The organism is Bremerella cremea, assembly GCF_003335505.1.
In the GTDB taxonomy this organism is placed as follows: Bacteria; Planctomycetota; Planctomycetia; order Pirellulales; family Pirellulaceae; genus Bremerella; species Bremerella cremea_A.
In genome coordinates, this window is record NZ_QPEX01000045.1 from 625,345 (window position 1) to 644,841 (window position 19,497).

Consider the following 19,497-nt stretch of genomic DNA (forward strand, 5'->3'; position numbering starts at 1 on the left):
AAGGTTGTGGAGAGGGCTACGACTAGCTACGGTCAGCTTTGACCGGACGACGTCCCACCGAGTAATAAGTGAAGCCGGCTTGCTCCAATATCTCGAGGTCGAACAGGTTTCGCCCGTCGAAGATAACCGCTTCCTTCATCTTGGCTTTCAACTGCTTGAAATCAGGCGTGCGATACTCGTTCCACTCGGTGTTAATGGCCAGACAATCGACTCCCTCAACCGCTTCTAAGACGTTTTCGCAATATTTGTTAATCTTGTCGCCAAACATGGCCCGGATGTTTTCCATCGCTTCCGGATCATGCACCATGATCTTCGCCCCTTTTTCAATCAGGTACTGCAAAAGATCGAGTGCCGGCGCTTCGCGAATATCGTCGGTCTTGGGCTTGAAAGCCAAACCCCACACACCAAACGTTTTGCCAGCGACGTCACCCTTGTAATGGGCATCGATCTTACGAACCAGCGAAGAACGCTGATGAACGTTCACCTCGTCGACGGCCCGCATGATGCGTGGTTCTAAGTCCAGCGTTTCCGACAACGAAGTCAGGGCCCGCACGTCCTTTGGGAAACAGCTTCCGCCGTAACCGAGGCCAGGAAAGAGGAACTGAAAACCAATTCGCTGATCGTGCCCCATCCCAATCCGGACGTCGTTAATGTCGGCGCCGACCTTCTCGCTTAAATTGGCGATCTCGTTAATGAAGCTGATTTTGGTAGCCAGCATCGCGTTAGCTGCATACTTGGTCAGTTCCGAGCTTTCCGGACTCATGAACAAAATGGGCTTGGCTGTTCGCAAAAGCGGGGCGTGCAATTGCCGCAAGATTTCTTCCGATTTCTTATTGCGGACACCGCAAACCACCCGGTCGGGATACATGAAATCGTCGATCGCCGAGCCTTCTTTCAAAAACTCAGGGTTGCTGGCCACGTGGCACTCGCGCCCGGTCAGCTTCTGCAGCAAGTCAAATACCTTACCATTGGTACCAACCGGCACGGTGCTTTTGACGACAACCACCGCATCTTCGCGCAGGTGGGGGGCGATGTCTTCTACGACTTTCCACACGGCCGACAGATCGGCCGCACCACTATCGGACTGGGGGGTACCCACCGCGATGTAAACCACATCCGCGTCCGGCACCGCTTCGGCCACGCTGGTTGTGAAGCTCAGGCGGCCTTCCTCATGATTTCGTAAAACCAGTTCAGACAGACCAGGCTCGTAGATTGGAATGATCCCTTGCTTGAGTCCCTCGACCTTGGCTTGGTTGACGTCGATACACGTCACATCATTCCCTAAGTCGGAGAAACACGTTCCGGTAACAAGTCCAACATACCCGGTGCCAATGACTGCCAGCTTCATCAATTTCTTCCTACTGGTGCGGAGCGAACATCTAAGTCCGACATTGTAGTCAAGTTCGCCTAAGAACACAGTCCGCGGACCCTCTATTCCTGCGGCATGCAAGCACTTCCTGCCCTCCGCCCCTGCAGCAATCCCCTCGGATACCTGTTAAAGTGTAAAGAGAATTCGCCGAAAACTAGCAGAAAAGCGTCTCACGCGTCTTATCCTTGATCCTAGCTCCTCCTAGCGGCCCCCCATGAAGAATCGCGTCATCCTATGGTCGGTAACCGCCTCTTTGGCCGGTTTTCTCTTTGGATTTGATACCGTCGTCATATCCGGCGCGGAAAAAACGATTCAAGGGCTGTGGGAGCTAAGCAAATTTGAACATGGGCTAGCGATCAGCGCCGCTTTATGGGGCACCGTGATCGGGGCCGGCATTGGCGGGGTTCCCACCGATAAATTCGGACGACGCAAAACGTTGATTTCGATCGGTATCCTCTATTTTGTCTCCGCCATCTGGTCCGGTTTGGCCACCGATTTTACCTCGTTCATGCTGGCCCGCTTCATCGGAGGGGTGGGGGTCGGGATCTCGACGGTCGCCTCTCCCCTTTATATTTCGGAAATCTCTCCCCCCGGCAACCGTGGCAAACTAGCCGGTATGTTCCAGTTCAACATCGTGTTCGGAATTCTGATCGCGTTCGTCTCGAACTATACCATCGCTCAAATCTTTCCCGATGGCCCCGACGGCGAACCCTCGGTTGCGTGGCGTTGGATGCTGGGTATTGAAGCGTTGCCGGCTCTGATCTATTCCCTTTTGTGTTTCAGCCTGCCAGAAAGCCCCCGGTGGCTCATTGCCGAAAAAGGAGATCGGGCAGCCGGAATCGAGGTGCTGCAACAGGTGATGCCTGACGCGACCGAGGAAGAGGTTCAGAAGTTGACCAATGAAATCGAAACGGCCGCTCAGCAAGTTGCCGTGACAAGCCGCTTCTGGTCGCGGAGACTGATGCTCCCCATCACCCTGGCGTTTCTCATCGCTTTTTTCAACCAGCTTTCCGGCATCAATGCGATCCTTTATTTCTCGATCCGCATTTTTGAACTTGCCGGCATGGAAAACGATGCTGCGCTGCTCAAATCGATTGGCCTGGGGATTACCAACTTAATTTTCACCTTTGTCGGCCTGGCCCTGATCGACCGTCTCGGACGCAAGACATTGATGATCATCGGTTCGCTGGGCTACATCGCGTCGTTGGGGCTTTGTGCCTGGGCGTTCCATGCCGAGCAGTATGCGATTGTCGCCCCTTGCCTGTTTGCCTTCATCGCCGCCCACGCCATCGGACAAGGTGCGGTGATCTGGGTGTTCATTTCCGAGATCTTCCCCAATCGTTACCGCGCCAAAGGTCAGGCTCTCGGCAGCGAGACGCACTGGGTCTTTGCCGCCGCGTTGACGCTGGTCTTTCCCTACGTGGTCGAAACCTTTCCCACGTCGACCATCTTTGGCTTCTTCTGCGGCATGATGGTCCTGCAGTTGGTGTGGGTGCTGCTAATGATGCCAGAAACCAAAGGCGTTCCCCTAGAAGAAATCGAACGCAAGCTTGGCATTCACGAATAAAACACCACGGACAGTTACTTCTATCAACCCCTTTCGGTTGGTTCCCAGTAAACCTCAACACTTTGGGAACCAATCGAGATGCCCCTTCAAAAACGAATCGTAATCGCCGGTGGCAGTGGTTTTCTGGGGATCTCTCTAGCAACCACACTTACTTCGCAGGGCTATCAAGTCACCATTCTTTCCCGCAGTGCCCCGCGTCCTTCCGGCCCTTGGCAGCATGTGGCTTGGGACGGTCGTTCGCTTGGCGATTGGCAGAAGTCTTTGGAAAACGCAGCAGGGTTAGTCAACCTGGCAGGTCGTTCGGTCGATTGCATTAAAACCCCCGATCACCAAGACGAAATCCTCCGTTCGCGTGTCGAATCGACCCTGGTGCTTGGCCAGGCAATGCGCTGTTTGCGGCAGCCTCCGCCGGTCTGGGTGCAAATGGGGACGGCGCATATTTACGGCGATCCGCCCCATGTTCGCTGCACGGAAGACTCCCCTTTTGGTATTGGCCTAGCCCCAACGGTCGGCCAAGCCTGGGAAGAAGCCCTCCGTGAAGCGGTGCTTCCCACACAACGATCCGTCGTGCTGCGGACCAGTTTCGTCCTAGGGAAAGATCGCGGCGCCGGAGCCGGTGCCCTAGCGCGACTTTTGACCATCACCCGCTGGGGTTTGGGGGGCAAAATCGGCAGCGGCACCCAAGGGATGAGTTGGATCCACGAAACCGACATGAATCGCCTCTTTCATCGTGCCTTGCAAGACGAGACAATGCACGGTGCTTACATCGCGTCTTCCCCCAATCCTGTTGCTCAAACAGAATTCATGCGAACCTTACGGCGAGTTTTGGGGATTCGGCTTGGCCTGCCTGCGTTGGCTTGGATGGTCCGACTGGGGGCCCCTCTCCTCCTAAAAACCGATCCCGAACTTGCTTTGTTTGGCCGCTATGTCGTCTCCCGGCGTCTGGCCGAAGAAAACTTTGCCTTTTCCTTCCTCAATTTAGAGCACGCCCTGCGTGACCTTTTGGCTAAGAAATAAGCAGTGACCGCTTCCTTCGTACTGCCTTCCGGGGAAAACCACCTAGCCGAAACCCTAAGCCAGTGCTATGATAGGGTGCATATTAAGGTGTGAGACTTACCGTTCCTTCGGTTCGGTCAAGTTCATTCGACTCGATTTTAGCGGTCACCTGGACCGAACCAGCCCTCTAGCGGGTGGTTCCAAACTCTTCCCAGGTTGCTCGTTCTCTCGACCGCGACTGATTATCTTGCCCCTTACGGCCACCACCTGAGTAGTTTTACTAGGTGTACGATTCTCCTGCGACGTATCGCAGCGACGCTGGCCGGTAACTTGGCAATGGTCCTTTTTAATGGGGCCTACGTTGTGCGCACGCGGTTCACCTATAGTGATTTTCCGCGCCGGCAGAACGTCCACCGAAAGATATTCCCTAGATGAAGTTCACCGACACGGGACTTGCTGAACCCTTCCTGAACGCGCTGACCAAGCTGAAATACGAAACGGCCTCGCCGATTCAAGCTCAAGCGATTCCTGCCGTTCTCGCTGGAAGCGACCTGATCGGATGTGCGCAAACGGGTACCGGTAAAACCGCCGCTTTCGCCCTTCCCATGCTGCATCGCCTGCTGGAAACACTTCCTCCTAAGCCACCCACACAGCGCGTCAAAGGCAAACGAGATCCTGGTGCCCCGCGCCCGGCCCCGCGCCCGTTGCGGGCGTTGGTCTTAGCACCCACCCGCGAACTGGCCGCCCAAATTGGCGAAAGCTTGAAAAAGTACGGTCAGGCCACGCCGCTGAAGCACACGGTTGTCTTTGGTGGTGTTTCGCAAAATCCTCAGGTTCGCGATCTTCGCTACGGCGTTGATACCCTGGTCGCCACACCTGGCCGACTTTTAGACCTGATGGAGCAAGGTCACATCGATCTTTCCCAGATCGAAATGCTGATTTTCGACGAAGCCGACCAAATGCTCGACATGGGTTTTCTGCCGGCCTTGAAGCGAATTGTCGCCGCTGTGCCGCAGCAACGTCAGACACTGATGTTCTCGGCCACAATGCCGCCAGAGATTCGCGAGTTAGCCCAAAAATGGCTGACCAATCCGGTCGCAATTCAAGTTGCCCAGATCTCGGCTCCGGCAGAGCGGATCAGCCAATCGGTCCACTTTGTCGACAAAAAGCGGAAGCCAGAACTGCTTTCTCGCTACCTGCAAGACACACCTCGTAGCCGGACACTCGTCTTCGTCCGCACGAAGTACGATTGCGACAAGATCGTTAAGCTGCTGGAAAAAGACGGCCTGCGGGCTGCGGCCATTCACAGCAACAAAAGCCAAAACGTGCGTGGCCGTACGCTGGCTCAGTTCAAAAGCAAACGCCCGCCGGTGCTGGTCGCTACGGACATCGCCGCACGTGGTCTCGATGTGAACGACGTCACGCACGTGGTCAACTTCGACCTGCCCGAGACGCCGGAAACCTACATTCACCGCATCGGTCGTACGGCTCGAGCCGGTGCCGAAGGGGTTGCCGTTTCGTTTTGTGCTGGCGGCGAACGTCGTCTTCTGAAACAAATCGAACGCCTAACCCGCATCAACATTCCCGTTGAAGCAACCATCGAAGGTTTCGAGACCACCGAACCAATCGTCCACGACAGCCCCCGTCGCGGCGGCTCGCGTGGTGGTGGCGGCGGTCGTGGCAACTTCAGCAAGCCTGGCAAAAAGCCACGTCGTTTCGGTTCTAAGCCTAACGCTTCCGGTGGGAGCGAGGGAGAAGGATCGGGCTCAAGCTCTGGCTTCAAGAAAAAGTCAGGCGGCAAGTTCTTCAGCAAGAAGAAAGCTGGCGGCGGCCATGGCGGCCACCAATCCGCTGGCGGCTCTTCCCGCAAAGGCCAACGCCGCCGTCCGGCCAGCGCGTAAGCCTTCAACCGCTAAAACGTGAAATACGAAACCGCCGTAAGCGATCATTCGCTTGCGGCGGTTTTCTTTTGGGCAGTTGGCCGCGCGGTGATTTCTGAGGGGAGCTTTCCGTACCAATGCCACATCACGCAGCCGATTCCCAGTAGCAAAATCGCCAGCAGATGGGCACTCAACTGGCGAAACGGCAACGTCAGCCCACTCGTCATGAAGTCTGGCATGCTCGAGTACATGGCATAGATCACCACCGCCGCAGGAACGTAAAAGTAAACAATCGCCAGCCAAAGCAACCACGCCGGCAGAAGCGTTACCCCCACAATCGCCAAGACCGAGGCTACAATTCCCGTCCGCGTAGCAATCATCGACGACAACGCCACCCCGATCATCAGGAAAGGAATCCAGGGACGATCCCACGTCAAGTAAAGCGGAACGACCAAAAAGGGAAGCACCCCCAACAAGATTGCCGGCGTGCGAACCAGGCCGTGCCACTGCACCGTTCGCCAAAGCTGAGCAACAGAAACCGGACGTCGTTGAATTTCGCGTAACTGCTGCTGATCGTCGACCAACATGCCCATCACCTCGACTGACCACATCATCAACCCCATCGCGGCCAGGGCGATTATTTCGTCAAAGGGCAACAGAAGTGACTCCCCTTCCCCCAGTCCTCCGTCTGCTTGAATCCGCTCGAACCACCAGTGAAAACCAATCGCCACCCCTTGAACCAGGCAGGTCAGCACGGCTGCAATCGCGATCAGTGTCCATTCCTCCCGCAACCAATGGGGAACCAACCAGCGATGCCACGTGGTAGGATAGGCTTGAATTTTTTCACGCAGCTGCAGGGCGAGTTCTACTTGGGAAACGTTGCTACGGGCAATGCTGCTTTCTTCTGGCGGCAGCTCAATCGCTTCATCGGTCAGCACTTTTCGCCAGTGCTGCGGTGACCTTACTTGGCGTCGCAGTTGGAATGTCACCAGTCCGCATACCACGATGCCCAAGCCCCATAACCATCCGGCCGCCATGCTGCCCCGACCGATCTCCATTGCTTGAGCATTCAGCCAACCAACCGGCCCCCACCACGCAAGTTCCTGCGCGATGTCCACAAGCCGAGGATCCATCATCAGCAGTATGCTACCTCCCACCACGAACATGCCCATCATGAACATGCCCGTGCCATACCAGTCGTGACGATTGGGAACATGAATTCGTGCCAGCCATCTGCCCAACCAATAACAAGCAGCCGCCACAGTCACCCCAGCAATCCCCGTCGCGAGTAGGCTTCGGGCGTAAAAGGGAAGAGTCGTGGGGCAATGAATCGCTCCCGGCAGCGTCAACAAAATCGCTCCACTCGCGATCACTCGCAGTGCGATAAGCTGGATACGCGGCGTTTGATCTCGGGCAACGAATTGAGGGCGTGGATCATCCGGTCGGCCATTGCGGTAACTCAGACCCAACACGACCGACAAGAAGACGAACCAATACTGCATCAGCGTCAGGCGCGCAAAAGCAATCTCCGTGGTCACTTCAGAGGAAATCTTCGCCCGACCAGGGTTCTCGCGGAGGAGTTCTGACGAGTAAGCCAGACAGGCGAACAAGAGAACCGCCAAGAACACAGCCCCGACAATCGTCCCTACCCCGAGCAGCACATTCCTTACGAACGTGAAATAGCGTTTCCCCCCCAGCAACCGATGCAAGCTGCTAGCCACTCGCCGCGACTTTCGCCAAAAGTTACGCCAAGCGGGGCGATAACAAAAACATTCAGGCTTGTGCTTCGCCAGCCAGCGGGCGTATCGATAACGCAGCTTGTGCTTCGTGCGATTAACCAGCGCCGTCTTGTCGATGAAAGGGTTCATTGTGGTCCCAAACCTTGCAGCACGGCTTCCAAGGAAGAAGCCCCGTTGGCGCGAGCTTCTTTAGAAGGCGCTTCCTGCGGCGGGGCACACCAGGCCAGGCGTCCATCATCCAATACCACTGTCCAATTAGCCAAGCGACGGGCATGCTCTGGCCACTGACTAGTGAACGCGACAATTCCCCCGCGCCGAGCATGCGCGAGCATTTGTTCTTCCAATACCTTCAGCCCGTCCGCATCGAGCCCGGCAGAAAAGGGTTCGTCCAATAGCCACACCGGTGGAGCAACGACAAACAAACCAATCAACTTGATCTTGTAGGCCTGACCTTTCGACATCGAGCGTTCGTCTTTATTGTAGACGGAAGTCACTTCCAACCGCTCGTACCAATCGGCAATATCCTGTTCGAGATTGGGTCGGTCGGCCTGGTAGTCGTTAATCGTACTGCACAAGGTCTCGGTTGGCTTCGAACGGGCTCCGTTCCTGCTGACGGTATGCTCTTCCAATAACATCACCTTTCGCCGCAAGTGGGTCGCGGTCGGACGCATGGGAGACTGGTCGAACAAGATTCGTCCTTCACTCAGTGGCAGCCAGCCGGCCATCAGCCGCAGAAGGGTTGATTTACCGGCGCCGTTGGCACCTAGCACAGCGTAGACCTGGCCTGGTTTCAGCGTGGCCTCGATACCGCGCAGAGCCCATTTGCCACTGAAGACACGCCCAGCGTTCACCAGCGAGATTCGTTCGACCGACAAGTGCGTACCCTTTCTTACGACAAACTGCAGCCTCCTCCTAAAAGGAAGGACCGCGAAGCATCATAATAGGTATTCGTTCCATCGTCGAGTTTCTTGGCAATTTTATGCTGGCCGGGAAATCACAAATTACTTTTGCGACTCAGCCCACGCACTTATAATTCGCGAAGCTCTTCCGCAAACGATACAGCACCCACCGAAGACTCATCACGTGTCAGAAACTCCTTACCAGCGGCTTGTGGCGTTGGCCCAGTCGGTTCACTTACCAGATTATCTGCAATACCTCGACAAGCAGACCGACTTGTCCGAACTGTCACGCGTCGTCAACGAGAATCGCCATATCCTGAACGATGCCCGGCAATGCCTGACACCTGAATGTTGCGTTCCTTTGACCTTCGAGCAGGACTTCTTTAAGAAGCACGGCCCGGAACTCGTTCCGCTGCGCGAATTGGCTTGTTCTTTTCGCCTGGAAGCCGAGTTGGCCCAACTCGACCGGCAACTTGATCAGGTCGTCAACGCCGGGCTCGATCTGCTTCGCTTGGGCAACGCGCTGCGGCGTGGCGGGCTGATCGTCGACATGCTGACTGCCTCCTCGATTTCCTTAACTGGCGTAGAGCAATTAAGGAAAGTTCGAGCAGAGATCGACCAAGAGCGACGAGCCGAATGGATCAAGCTCCTTCCTCAACTCGAACAGGAGATCGAGTCGATCGGCATCATCATCGCCCGCGACCAACAGTGGGAAAAAGCAACGGGCAATGAAGACGAAGAGGTCGACTTCGAAGAACTAGAAGAGATACTCGACGACGATCCCGAGATACCGGAAGAGGTCAACACTTGGATCACCCAACAAATTGAAGAAATGGCAAGTTGGCCCGAGGCGGACCGACATGGCCTCTACCGCAACCAAGACCGACGCCTGATCGCTCACTTACGGATGCTAACGATTGACCTCGCTCTGCGAACGTTTTACCGCGCGACCGATCGATACCCCGGCGACCTGTCCCAGCTTACGCCGAGCATCCTGCCAAACGTTCCGCTCGCCCCCTTCACTGGTAAGCCGTTTCTCTACGCGCCGACAGCAACCTCGTTCCAGCTTGCCACGCCAGGCCCTTCCGGCAGCGACACCGGCGTGCTCGGTCCCTGGCCGATGGTCTTGGCCGGAGAAGCCATTCTCAATCTCGACGAGAATGACTTCTGGGCAGAGAAATGAAACGAAGCCGCCAGGAGCAGACGGCCGTTTAACAACCTGTGAAGAAGTAAGCTACTTCACCGCCGCAGATGTTTCGCCCCATTTGCCGGTGAAGACGAACTCGCTCAGCGGTTTTCGCTGGCGCGGGGCGAGGTCTCGTTCTTTGATGTCATTAGGCAAAACTTCTGGATCGGCCACGTAGCCCAAGGCGAGGCCGGTTTTTGCGATCACGGTGTCAGGAAGCTGAAATACGGTTTTCGCCTTGCTGGGCAAAATTCCGATCATCTGGTGGACAAACAAACCTCGATGGGTTGCTTCTAACGAGAGGTTAGCCGAGGCCAAGCCCAGGTCGTGTTCGGCGGCGGCGTTGGGGTTACCGTTTCGCTGGAACTGGGTGTTGACGCAACCCAACATCAAAACAGGGGCGGCCTTGGCCCAGGCCTGGTTTCCTTCTACCAGGCAGGACAGCACCTTCTCGAACTCTTCCGGCGAGTCCTTCGTGGCCACGATATACGCCCACGGCTGTTCGTTGTAGGAAGAAGGCGCCCAGCGAGCCGCTTCCAACACACCGCATAAATCGGCCTGAGATACCTCGCGATCAGCAAACGCGTAAGGGCTCCAGCGTTTAGCAATCAGGTCGTGAATGGGATGGTGGGTGCTGGCTTCTTTGGTCATGGGCTCGCTCCTTGCAAAAATCAAAAAAGTGAAAATAGCAACGCCGGCAATTACAGCATCCTAACCGCAATTTCGATGCCACCCTATTCATACTTTTTTTGATACTTCTCGTACAGCATCTTCTGACTATTGTTCAGATCGACCGGCTTACCGGCAACCCAGGCCAACTCGGTATGCGTGTCGGCTTCCATCGGGTCGCCATCACAAACGATCAGCGTGGCATCTTTGCCTTCTTCCAAACTGCCAACTCGATCGGCGACTCCCAATATTTCGGCTGGAGAAAGGGTGATCGCGCGGATCGCGTCTTCTTTACTCAAACCAAACGCCGCAGCGGTCGCCGCATGATACGGCAGGTTCCGGGCATTCCACGTGCTGGAACGATCGTAGCCAGAGATGCAGAATTGGATCCCCTTCTCCTTCAGCTCTTTCGCCAGGGTGTATGCCCCGTCGTACGGCTCGTCAACGTGCAGCGGCGTGCGGTGGACCGCCGAAATAATCACCGGGACATCGGCCCTTTTCAGCACCTCGGCACACTTCGGGGCATCGTATCCGCCCAAAATGACGAGCTTTACCTTTTGTTTCTCGGCGAAATTGACTGCCCGCACGATGTCTTCCCAATGGTCGGCCTCGATCACAATTGGCTGTTCGCCAGCCAACACGGCGTCCATGGCTTCCAACCGCATATCGTGACGAATTTCGACGCCAGCTTTGAGAGCGGCTGCGTACTGCTTCGCTTCGTCAAAGAACTCTTCCAAGCTTTCACGATCACGTTCACTTCGCAGCGAAGCCACCATTACGGCACGCGGATGAATGGTCATGTCTTCGTAGGTCCAACCATCCAATTGCATCACGGCCCCCTGCCCTGCCAGCAGTCCGCCGCTGGGCGCAGACAACGCCAACAACACACCATTGGAACGAGTCACGGGGATGATTTCGCTATCGGGATTGACGGCCACGTTCGCTTTGACATTGGGATTCAGCGAGCCCGTTTCGTTAAAGTCCCGACTCGCGCGAACGGCCGAGTATTCGGTCAGCCCGATGCGGGTATACGGCTCGAACAAGCCAGGATAAACATGCTTCCCTTCCGCTTCGATCACTTGAGCACTTTTCGGCACTTTCACTTTCTTGCCGACAGCGACAATTTTACCGTCCTCGAACAGGATGGTTCCCTTTTTGACCACGTCGCCTGAGACCGGATGAATCGTCGCTCCGACAATCGCGACCGGGCCTGACGGCATTTTGCCTGGGACTTGATCCGAAGCAGAAACCAGGCCAACCGTTGTCAGCACGAAAACAAGAGAGAGCAGTTTGCTATTGAAGAACATAATGGTATCTCACAGAGTTCAAGATGAATGAAAGCAACCAACACAACACAATCACACCACCAGCAGACTAGTGGTGTTCGTGTTCATGTTCGTGCCCATGATCACCATGAGCGTGGCAGAACTCGTCGCAACGTGGCCACAGGTCGGAAGGATCTTCGGTATGCTCCCCTTCCTTCAGCATCGGGGCCCGCGAGTCGAGGACCTTTTGAATCAAGGTATTCTTCATCTGGGCAAACTTGGCTTTGTCGCTCTCAGCTTCTTTCCGATCGAAGTACTTGCGACCATCGATCCACGTTTGCTGGCAGACGGCAAAGTTAGAAAGAGGCGAAGCGTTCCAGATGGCCAGGTCGGCATCCTTACCCGGCTCAAGCGAACCAACGCGATCCTCAATTCGCAGCTGAATGGCCGCGTTCAGGGTCACAAACTTCAACGCTTCTTCCGGGCTAACGTGACCATACTTCACTGCCTTGGCGGCTTCCTGGTTCATGCGTCGTCCCATTTCCCCATCGTCGGAATTGAACGACACGACCAAGCCTTGCTGGTGCATCATTGCCCCGTTGTAGGGAATCGCGTCTTTCACTTCAAACTTGTAAGCCCACCAGTCCGAGAACGACGAAGCGGTCGCCCCATGCTGGGCCATCGCGTCGGCCACTTTGTAGCCTTCCAAGATATGCTGAAACGAACCGATACGGATGTCAAACTCATCCAGCACGCGGATCAACGCCAAGATTTCGTCCTGGCGATAGCTATGGCAATGCACCCACCGTGAACCGTCCAAAATCTCGGCGACGGCTTCCAGTTCTAGATCTTTACGTGGAGGCAGTCCCTGCTTCGACTGAGCGTAAGCCTCTTGAGCGGCCTGATACTCTTGCGCTTCGCGGAACTCGTCTTGGAAGATCTGCTCAACCCCCATGCGTGTTTGCGGATAACGCGTGGTGTACTCATCGCCCCAGTTGGCTTGCTTGACGTTTTCGCCCAAGGCGAACTTGATCCCCTGCGGAGCCCCTTGGAACTTTAACTTCTCGGCAGGCAAGCCCCACCGCATTTTGATTACCTGGTTCTGACCACCAATCGGGTTGGCCGAACCATGCAAGATATTGGACGACGTCAAACCGCCGGCCAACTGCCAGTAAATATCGATGTCGTCGGCGTCAATGAAATCACCAATCCGAACTTCGGCAGTAATGGCCTGACCACTTTCGTTGATGCCCCCATCGGTGGCAATGTGCGAATGGCAATCGATCAAGCCGGGCGAAATGTGCAACCCAGCAGCATCGACAACCGTGGCGTCTTCCGGGATTTCGAGATCAACACCGACCGCTTTAATTTTGCCGTCAGAGACCAGCACGGTCGCGTTTTCAAGGATGCCTTGCTCGCCACACGTCCACACCGTCGCTCCTGTGAAAGCGATCAGCCCAGCCTCTGCCGGCGGACTCACGCGTCCGAACGAGCCGAGTGGGTATTGAACCGGGAAGCTGGCCAGTTGCGGCTTCTTGTCGTCCTTCTTTTCTTCCTCGGCATCCTCTTGATCGCCATCCTCGGCGGCCTCTTCTTTCTTTTCTTCTTTCGCTTCATCCATCCCCGAAGCAGTCATCGTCACCGCCGAGACTGTTCCGTCAGGCCAGCGCAAGGTGCCCAGCATCGACTCGGCATCTTCCTCGAACGTAATCGACAACGTCGCCACGCCGCGCGGGCCGAACTTGTCGGCGATAAACTGGCCGACGATTCGTCCTTCGTCATATTTCAGCGATTTCAGTTCGACCTTTTCTTTGAACTTCGGAGTGGTCTCAGCCGGTCGAACGGTTCCCTTCATGTTTTTGGGGCCGGTCAAATGCATCAGCAAAGTCGCGGCGGCATCTTTGGGTGGGCTTTGCATTTCGATCTTCCAATCCCCGGCAAGCTGCTTAGGGGCTGGCTGATCGTGCTCGTAACGCTGACCGTTGACCCAAGTTTCGACCACTTTCGAGTCTTTCTCGAACAGCGGCTTCGAGGTAACGACGAAGCTGGCCAACTTCCCTTCTTCGACGGTGCCCAGCTGATTGTCGATTCCCAAACGCTTCGCCGGAACGGTTGTCATCGCGGCCAAGGCCTGGTTGGCATCGAAACCACGTTCGACCGCCGTACTCAGATTCTTTAAAAACAACGAAGGAGATTCCAAGCGATGCGTCGTCAATAAGATCTCGACATCCTTCTCGGACAAGCGAGCCAGATTTTCAGGGGCGTGATCCCAGTGCATCAACGAGAGCAGCGACGTCTCGGCAGCTGCTTCTGGCGTTGCGACGTTGGGGGCTTTCGGAAAATTGACCGGCACGACCAGCGTCCGTTTCATTCCGACAATCTCGTCCAGCAAACGGTATTCTCGGCCACTGCCAATCACAATCAGGTCTAAACCAAACTCACGGGCAAAGATATCGGCTCGCGTGGCGAACTGTTCGTCGCTCGTTTCAATCATCACCGGCAAGTCGCCAGCCAAGTAAGGCTGCATCGCTTCCAGCGTGACGTTCGTTTCTGGCAGCAGCAGTGTGGCATCTTTCTCGGAAGCACGTAGGGCATCGCGATACCAAGCGGCGTCGTAGAAAGACTGCCGAGCCAGCGCGACGGCTCCCATCGGGGAATTCGGATAGCTGCCGCGTGGACCGCGCCGTGTAAGGGTCAACTGCCCTGCCAAGGCAAACGCATCGCGTAGTTGTCGATAATGCACATCGCCGTCATCCAGCGAATAGATGGCCGTTTGCCCGCGCAAGATACCATCTTGCGGCGCGATCAAGCGAGCCACGAAACCTTGCTTGCGATAGTCGCTGGCCGCCAAGTCCGAGCTTTTAATGGCCGAGCTAACGTTGAAGTCCGACCGAATGTTCTGATTCCAATACGCAAGAGGCGGACGCTGTCCGGCGGCGCTGAAAGACACTTCGCCGTAGCTATCGATGAAGCCAGGATAGAGGTACTTCCCCTCTAAATCGACCACTTCCGCTTCTGGCGGAATTTGAACGTCTTGGCCCAACGCCACGATCTTCGAATTACGCACCACAATCGTCGCGGCCACCGGCTCTTCGCCAGGGCGCGTCACGACCTTTGCGTTGGTGATCGCGTAAACCTCGACCGGGTGGCGGCGGAGACCTTCGTCGTGGCGAGACGTCTGCTGAGGAGCTTCGGCCCAGGCGGCAATGCTGAAAATTGCAACCAGGCAGCAGCTAAGCAAGAAGGAATACTTCATTAGGAAAAATCCAGGCAGGCTCAATTGGCAAGAAAAGCGAATTATCTAGTTCACCTAATCAGGAGAAACGCATGTAGTACCAAGGATAGCCTCCACTTTAGGGTGCATTCCATATCCTTTTGCGCAATCAACTGCACATTTTTGTTTCTTTTTTCCTTTCCCCTCAGAATGTCACCGCTTCTGTGATTCTACCGTTCGCCTTGATGACGGGCCCCGACAAAGTTTTGAAAGTGGTATCGTTATCTAGTTTGGCTTGCTTAGAATGGTTGTTTTCTCAGCAAGCATGACCACGGAGCATACGATGGCACGATCGTTTACCATTTTTCTGACCGGTTGGTTGTTACTGGCCAACCTCTCTTGGGCCAACGCCCAAGAACCACCGTCGGTCCGCTTGAGCGAAAAGACCTCGCTTATCTTTGAACCTGCCTCCAAAGGGAAAGCGCTGATTGGCAAGGAAGATGACTTCCTCGACCGGGTTGGCGACTTGGAAATGCAAGTTCGCCTGCAAAGCGAAAAGCCAGTTACCAAGCAAGCCTACATCGAAAGCCTGCAAGCTGGCGTGGAAGATTGGCAGCCACAAGATATCAAGTTTGTCGTCGAAGCCACCCAACGTGTTCGCGAGCGGCTGCAAGGTTACGACCTGCCTTTCCCGCCACAGATTCACTTGATTCGTGTTTCGGAAGAAGTCGAAGGGAACGCCCCGCACTGTCGCGAAGCGAGTATCGTTTTGCCAGATGCTTTCTTTGCCGATCCGAACCGAGCAACTGGGATTTTGGCGCACGAACTATTCCATGTTCTCAGCAGCCACAACCCGGAACTGCGTGACAAGTTGTATAAGATCATTCACTTTCAGCCCAGCGACGAAATCGAACTTCCCCCTGGGCTCAAGCCGCAGCGAATCACCAACCCAGATGCCACGCACAACGAGCATGTCCTTTTCTTAGACATCGATGGCGAAAAAACGCCTGTCGTGCCGGTCATCTTGACTCGCTCTGCCGAATATAGCCCTGGCGGTTTGTTTGCCAATCTTGATTTCAAGTTGATGGTGCTACAGGAACAAGACGGCAAGTTCACTGCCAAGCTCGTCGAAGGCCGCCCGCAGCTTCTTTCGCCACGAGAAGTGCCAGACTACATGCAGCAAATCGGAAGCAACACCCGCTATGTGATTCACCCTGAAGAAGCGTTGGCCGATAACTTCATGCTGCTGGTACTCGGCGCGAAGGACGTTCCCGATCCGTGGGTGCTTGATGAAATGAAAAAGGTCTTGCCACGCAAGCAGCCAGCGCAGACCAACGAACCTCAGTAATTTCCGGGGCCCATCAGTCCCAACTCAACCGCGAAACGGACGAAATCAGCTCGGCTCCGCAGGCCGAGCTTGACGCCAATGCGTCCGCGATAGGTCTCGACCGTTTTCACGCTCAGATCCAATTCGTCGGCGATTTCCTGATTGGTGTACCCTTTCGCCAACTGTAAGAAGACGGTCTTTTCGCGGGCACTTAAACTTTTCAGCGGTCCTTTTTTGTCGTCGGTCGACGTTTCCTTCTCGGCCACCAGCAGCGTGCCAACTTGGCTGGGGTCGAGATCGAGATCGACGAAGATCTTCCCGCTGGCCACTGCGCGAATGGCAGCCGCCACTTCGGTATCTGCCGCTGCTTTCACCACGTATCCACTGGCTCCGCTGGCCAACGCTGCGCGGACCAGGCCCAGATCGTCGTGCATCGACAGCACAATGATCCGCGTCCCCGGTACATCGCGTCGGAGCGTTTCGATGTAGGGAAGCGTGCTTCCGCCTGGCATCGTCAGATCGAGAATCAACACGTCTGGCTGCTGCCGCTGGACTTCTTCCAAAATCCCAGCCGTATCGGCGACTTCGCCCACCACTTCCATGTCGTCGTTCATCTGCAACAGCAGTTTCAAGCCGGCACGAAACACCGAGTGATCGTCGGCGATCACCAATCGAATTTTCTTGTTTTCACTCATTGTCGCACCGGCAATTTCACACGCAGAAGAGTTCCGCCACCTGGCGGCGAAAGGATCACGAGCTGCCCTCCCAACAACGAAGCACGTTGCGAGATGCTGGTCAGCCCTAAGCCGCTCGACTCTGGCGTGCCTGCTGCGTTGGACAAGCCGGCGCCGTTGTCTTCAATTTCCAATAACAGTTCCGAGCTACGATTGGCGACGAGCACGCGAACCTGATCTGCTTTCGCATGCCGCGTTACGTTGGTCGTTGCTTCCTGAATGATTCGATAGACGGCGGTTTGCACCGGCACGGAAAGCACCGCATAGTCGCTGACATCCAACGTTAAATCGACATCCAAATCGTGGATCTGCCGCAGGTCTTCGGCCATTCTTTCTAGCGCCCCTTCCAACCCCAAATGATCGAGCGCCGCCGGACGCAGGCCATTGGCTATTCGGCGAACTTCGTGCACCGCGTGGTTGACAATGTTTCGCAAATCGTTCAATCGCTGCGGATCGCTGACACCATCAGGATGACCACCAATCGTTCGCAGGCCCATCATCACGGAAGTCAGCGATTGACCGATCTCGTCGTGCAAGTCAAATGCGATCCGCCGCCGTTCTTCCTCTTGCAGCGAGACAAACGTTTCGAGCAGATCGGCCCGCATCAAGGCCAGACGCTGTAGCGGCCTAATGGTGGTGAACCAAAGAAACGGGATCAAAATCAGCGTCAACAAAACCGCATCGGCGATGGCATCGGTCCACGAGATACGGCTTTCTCTGAGCAACACCGGCAGCAACAGCATCACGACAAATTCTGCCAGAAATACCACCAGCAGAATCGTCAAAGATACACGCCACGGTCGCACCGGGTAGTTACGTGCCTGGGAAGGAGTCGTCATGGGCAACGCCCTATTAAAGATCGAAGTCGAGGCAAATCGGTTATCGAACGTCTCTTAATTGGAAGCTCTTTCTATTCTATCAATCGAACGATTTTTCTGTTAGCGGAACCCGATGTGAGGTCGCATCTAGCGAAAGCCAATTGGCTCTGCCAATGCCGCGTCAGGGAAACCCTTACAAGCGTCTTCAGATTACGGCTTCTCCTGAATTGCTGGATCTATTCCGAGAACCAACAATGAATAAGTACCGAACATAGCGGCCTGCCCTGACAGGGCCGAATGATCATTCAGACACGGAAACCGAGTTACGCCGGGATAAGACGCATGTCTCAGCCAACCGCAACAATTAGCCAAGGCATCCTTACCACGATCGTTAAGATCGTCCCTTCAGTGCTTGTGATAGGAGCACTAGGGGCGGCGTGGCTCGCCGTGCATCACATGAACGCCACCGACGAAACTCACGATGAAAACCCCACCGAGCCAGGCTCGGAAGAAGTGGTCGCCGACATCTTGACGCTCCCGCCGGGTAAAGTCAGCTCCGCTCAGCTCGTGATTGCTCCTGTTTCGACCGAGTTGATTCAACATTCCCACGTCGTCCCTGGCCGCATCACCTACGATCCGACGCGTCATGTCGAAGTCCGCTCTCCCATCGATGGCGTGCTTCGCAGTGTGGAAGTCAACCCAGGCGACCACGTTAAAAAAGGGCAGCTACTGGCAACGGTAACCAGTCCCGAAATCGGCAAGGCTCGCTCCGAACTGCTTCGTTCTCAGGCCGAGTTCAATTTGGTATCTGCCCAAGCCGAACGTACCCAAGAGATCGCGAAGAACCTGGAATACTACGCTCACCTGCTGGCCGAAGATACTGATATTGCCCAAGTAGAAGCGGCACTTAAGAATCGCTCGCTGGGGAATTTTGGCAAAGTCTTGCAGCCGGCACACTCGAAATTGAACCTGACGCAAGACCTGCTGAAAAACATTCAGCCCCTTTCTGAAACGGGTGCGATTGCAGGCAAAACCTTGCGTGAACGGGAATCGCAATACGAGGTCGCTCGGGCCGAATTCAAGGCCCTCCTCGATCAGGCCATCTTCGACGCCAAGCAATCGCAACGCCAAGCCACGGCCGACTTGGCCGATGCCCAGCGACAAGTCGAAATCGCGCGAGATCAGCTTCTCTCCCTGGTAGGCGAAGGGCAAAACGCTGCGGCGGAAAAATCGGGCGATCATATTTCGGAACTGGAAGTCGTGGCGACGATGGACGGCACCGTCGAAGCCAGGCACTTTGCTGTGAACGAACGCGTGTACGGTGCCGACAGCCTGTTTACTTTGGCCGATACTTCCTCGCTGTATGTTAATGCCAGCATCCGCGAGAACGATTGGCCGGCCATCAAGATTAAACCTGGCACCGAGATCCGGATCACCCTGCCGGCCCTTGTCGACCAAACATTTCATGGTCATGTGCAATATGTGGGTCGCGAGGTCGCCCCCGATACCAACAGCGTGCCAGTCGTCGCTTCGCTGAGCAATCCGGAAGGCGTGTTGCGGCCCGGGATGTTCGCCCGCATCACGCTGCCCATTAGCGAGCCACAACGCTCGTTGGCGGTTAGCGCAGAATCGATCGTTCATCACGACGACCGAGAATATGTGTTCGTGCAAATTGGCGAATACGAATTTCAATGCGTCGAAGTCGAAACCGGGCTGCACTCCGACGAATGGGTCGAGATCCGCAGTGGTTTGCAAGGCAATGAAAAAGTTGTCCAGAAAGGTGCGTTCCTACTGAAGTCGGAATGGCTTTTGGAAGGTGAGGCGGAGTAATCGC

General features: G+C 55.5%; 14 protein-coding genes. 6 read left to right on the top strand and 8 right to left on the bottom strand.

The annotated features are described in order from the left end of the window. Positions 1–22: 22 nt before the first annotated feature. The gene (locus DTL42_RS23355) at positions 23–1,348 is read right to left on the bottom strand and encodes a UDP-glucose dehydrogenase family protein (protein ID WP_114372751.1); all 1,326 of its coding nucleotides are present in this window, start codon (positions 1,346–1,348) and stop codon (positions 23–25) included. Between the two features lie 235 nt (positions 1,349–1,583). Here DTL42_RS23355 and DTL42_RS23360 point away from each other — a divergent pair, with 235 nt between their 5' ends. From DTL42_RS23360 to DTL42_RS23370, 3 genes are all read left to right on the top strand, one after another. Further along, positions 1,584–2,936, top strand: a complete 1,353-nt coding sequence (locus tag DTL42_RS23360; RefSeq protein ID WP_114372753.1) for a sugar porter family MFS transporter — start codon at positions 1,584–1,586, stop codon at positions 2,934–2,936. A gap of 78 nt (positions 2,937–3,014) precedes the next feature. Continuing rightward, positions 3,015–3,953: an epimerase gene (locus DTL42_RS23365; protein ID WP_114372755.1), complete on the top strand. Its 939-nt coding sequence runs from the start codon at positions 3,015–3,017 to the stop codon at positions 3,951–3,953. A 410-nt stretch (positions 3,954–4,363) separates the two neighbouring features. Further along, entirely contained in the window at positions 4,364–5,833 is a 1,470-nt protein-coding gene (locus DTL42_RS23370; RefSeq protein ID WP_199590201.1) for a DEAD/DEAH box helicase, read from the top strand. Positions 5,834–5,877: 44 nt separating this feature from the next. On the opposite strand, the gene DTL42_RS23375 is transcribed toward DTL42_RS23370, so the two are convergent. Both DTL42_RS23375 and DTL42_RS23380 read right to left on the bottom strand, forming a co-directional pair. Further along, a complete protein-coding gene (locus DTL42_RS23375; RefSeq protein WP_114372757.1) occupies positions 5,878–7,680 on the bottom strand; it encodes a hypothetical protein in 1,803 nt (600 codons plus the stop codon). Continuing rightward, a complete protein-coding gene (locus tag DTL42_RS23380) occupies positions 7,677–8,426 on the bottom strand; it encodes an ABC transporter ATP-binding protein (RefSeq protein WP_158545526.1) in 750 nt (249 codons plus the stop codon). The genes DTL42_RS23375 and DTL42_RS23380 overlap by 4 nt, the downstream gene beginning before the upstream one ends. Before the next feature lie 208 nt (positions 8,427–8,634). Here DTL42_RS23380 and DTL42_RS23385 point away from each other — a divergent pair, with 208 nt between their 5' ends. Further along, positions 8,635–9,633 carry a hypothetical protein gene (locus tag DTL42_RS23385; protein ID WP_114372762.1) on the top strand — a complete coding sequence of 333 codons (999 nt, stop codon included), beginning with the start codon at positions 8,635–8,637 and terminating at the stop codon, positions 9,631–9,633. Between the two features lie 51 nt (positions 9,634–9,684). On the opposite strand, the gene DTL42_RS23390 is transcribed toward DTL42_RS23385, so the two are convergent. The 3 genes from DTL42_RS23390 to DTL42_RS23400 all read right to left on the bottom strand — a co-directional run bounded on the left by DTL42_RS23390 (position 9,685) and on the right by DTL42_RS23400 (position 14,826). After that, positions 9,685–10,287 carry a nitroreductase family protein gene (locus tag DTL42_RS23390; protein WP_114372764.1) on the bottom strand — a complete coding sequence of 201 codons (603 nt, stop codon included), beginning with the start codon at positions 10,285–10,287 and terminating at the stop codon, positions 9,685–9,687. An 83-nt stretch (positions 10,288–10,370) separates the two neighbouring features. After that, positions 10,371–11,612 (bottom strand): amidohydrolase family protein, encoded by a 1,242-nt coding sequence (locus DTL42_RS23395; protein ID WP_114372766.1) that lies wholly within the window; start codon positions 11,610–11,612, stop codon positions 10,371–10,373. 67 nt (positions 11,613–11,679) lie between these two features. Continuing rightward, complete coding sequence (locus DTL42_RS23400) at positions 11,680–14,826, bottom strand: amidohydrolase family protein (protein ID WP_114372768.1); 3,147 nt, start codon at positions 14,824–14,826, stop codon at positions 11,680–11,682. 301 nt (positions 14,827–15,127) lie between these two features. On the opposite strand from DTL42_RS23400, the gene DTL42_RS23405 reads away from it, so the two are divergent. After that, on the top strand, positions 15,128–16,132 hold the full coding sequence (locus DTL42_RS23405) for a hypothetical protein (RefSeq protein WP_114372771.1): 1,005 nt from the start codon (positions 15,128–15,130) through the stop codon (positions 16,130–16,132). Here DTL42_RS23405 and DTL42_RS23410 read toward each other — a convergent pair. Together DTL42_RS23410 and DTL42_RS23415 are read right to left on the bottom strand one after the other, a co-directional pair. After that, a complete protein-coding gene (locus tag DTL42_RS23410; protein WP_114372774.1) occupies positions 16,126–16,806 on the bottom strand; it encodes a response regulator in 681 nt (226 codons plus the stop codon). The genes DTL42_RS23405 and DTL42_RS23410 overlap by 7 nt on opposite strands. Further along, positions 16,803–17,684, bottom strand: a complete 882-nt coding sequence (locus DTL42_RS23415) for a sensor histidine kinase (RefSeq protein ID WP_114372776.1) — start codon at positions 17,682–17,684, stop codon at positions 16,803–16,805. Before DTL42_RS23415 ends, DTL42_RS23410 begins: the two co-directional genes overlap by 4 nt. Before the next feature lie 321 nt (positions 17,685–18,005). Here DTL42_RS23415 and DTL42_RS23420 point away from each other — a divergent pair, with 321 nt between their 5' ends. Continuing rightward, complete coding sequence (locus DTL42_RS23420) at positions 18,006–19,493, top strand: efflux RND transporter periplasmic adaptor subunit (protein ID WP_158545527.1); 1,488 nt, start codon at positions 18,006–18,008, stop codon at positions 19,491–19,493. Positions 19,494–19,497: the final 4 nt, after the last annotated feature.

Bases quoted from the DNA above. Each gene is read 5' to 3' on its own strand.
- DTL42_RS23355 (WP_114372751.1), bottom strand. From the start codon at position 1,348: ATGAAGCTGGCAGTCATTGGCACCGGGTATGTTGGACTTGTTACCGGA.
- DTL42_RS23360 (WP_114372753.1), top strand. From the start codon at position 1,584: ATGAAGAATCGCGTCATCCTATGGTCGGTAACCGCCTCTTTGGCCGGT.
- DTL42_RS23365 (WP_114372755.1), top strand. From the start codon at position 3,015: ATGCCCCTTCAAAAACGAATCGTAATCGCCGGTGGCAGTGGTTTTCTG.
- DTL42_RS23370 (WP_199590201.1), top strand. From the start codon at position 4,364: ATGAAGTTCACCGACACGGGACTTGCTGAACCCTTCCTGAACGCGCTG.
- DTL42_RS23375 (WP_114372757.1), bottom strand. From the start codon at position 7,680: ATGAACCCTTTCATCGACAAGACGGCGCTGGTTAATCGCACGAAGCAC.
- DTL42_RS23390 (WP_114372764.1), bottom strand. From the start codon at position 10,287: ATGACCAAAGAAGCCAGCACCCACCATCCCATTCACGACCTGATTGCT.
- DTL42_RS23395 (WP_114372766.1), bottom strand. From the start codon at position 11,612: ATGTTCTTCAATAGCAAACTGCTCTCTCTTGTTTTCGTGCTGACAACG.
- DTL42_RS23400 (WP_114372768.1), bottom strand. From the start codon at position 14,826: ATGAAGTATTCCTTCTTGCTTAGCTGCTGCCTGGTTGCAATTTTCAGC.
- DTL42_RS23405 (WP_114372771.1), top strand. From the start codon at position 15,128: ATGGCACGATCGTTTACCATTTTTCTGACCGGTTGGTTGTTACTGGCC.
- DTL42_RS23410 (WP_114372774.1), bottom strand. From the start codon at position 16,806: ATGAGTGAAAACAAGAAAATTCGATTGGTGATCGCCGACGATCACTCG.
- DTL42_RS23415 (WP_114372776.1), bottom strand. From the start codon at position 17,684: ATGACGACTCCTTCCCAGGCACGTAACTACCCGGTGCGACCGTGGCGT.
- DTL42_RS23420 (WP_158545527.1), top strand. From the start codon at position 18,006: ATGTCTCAGCCAACCGCAACAATTAGCCAAGGCATCCTTACCACGATC.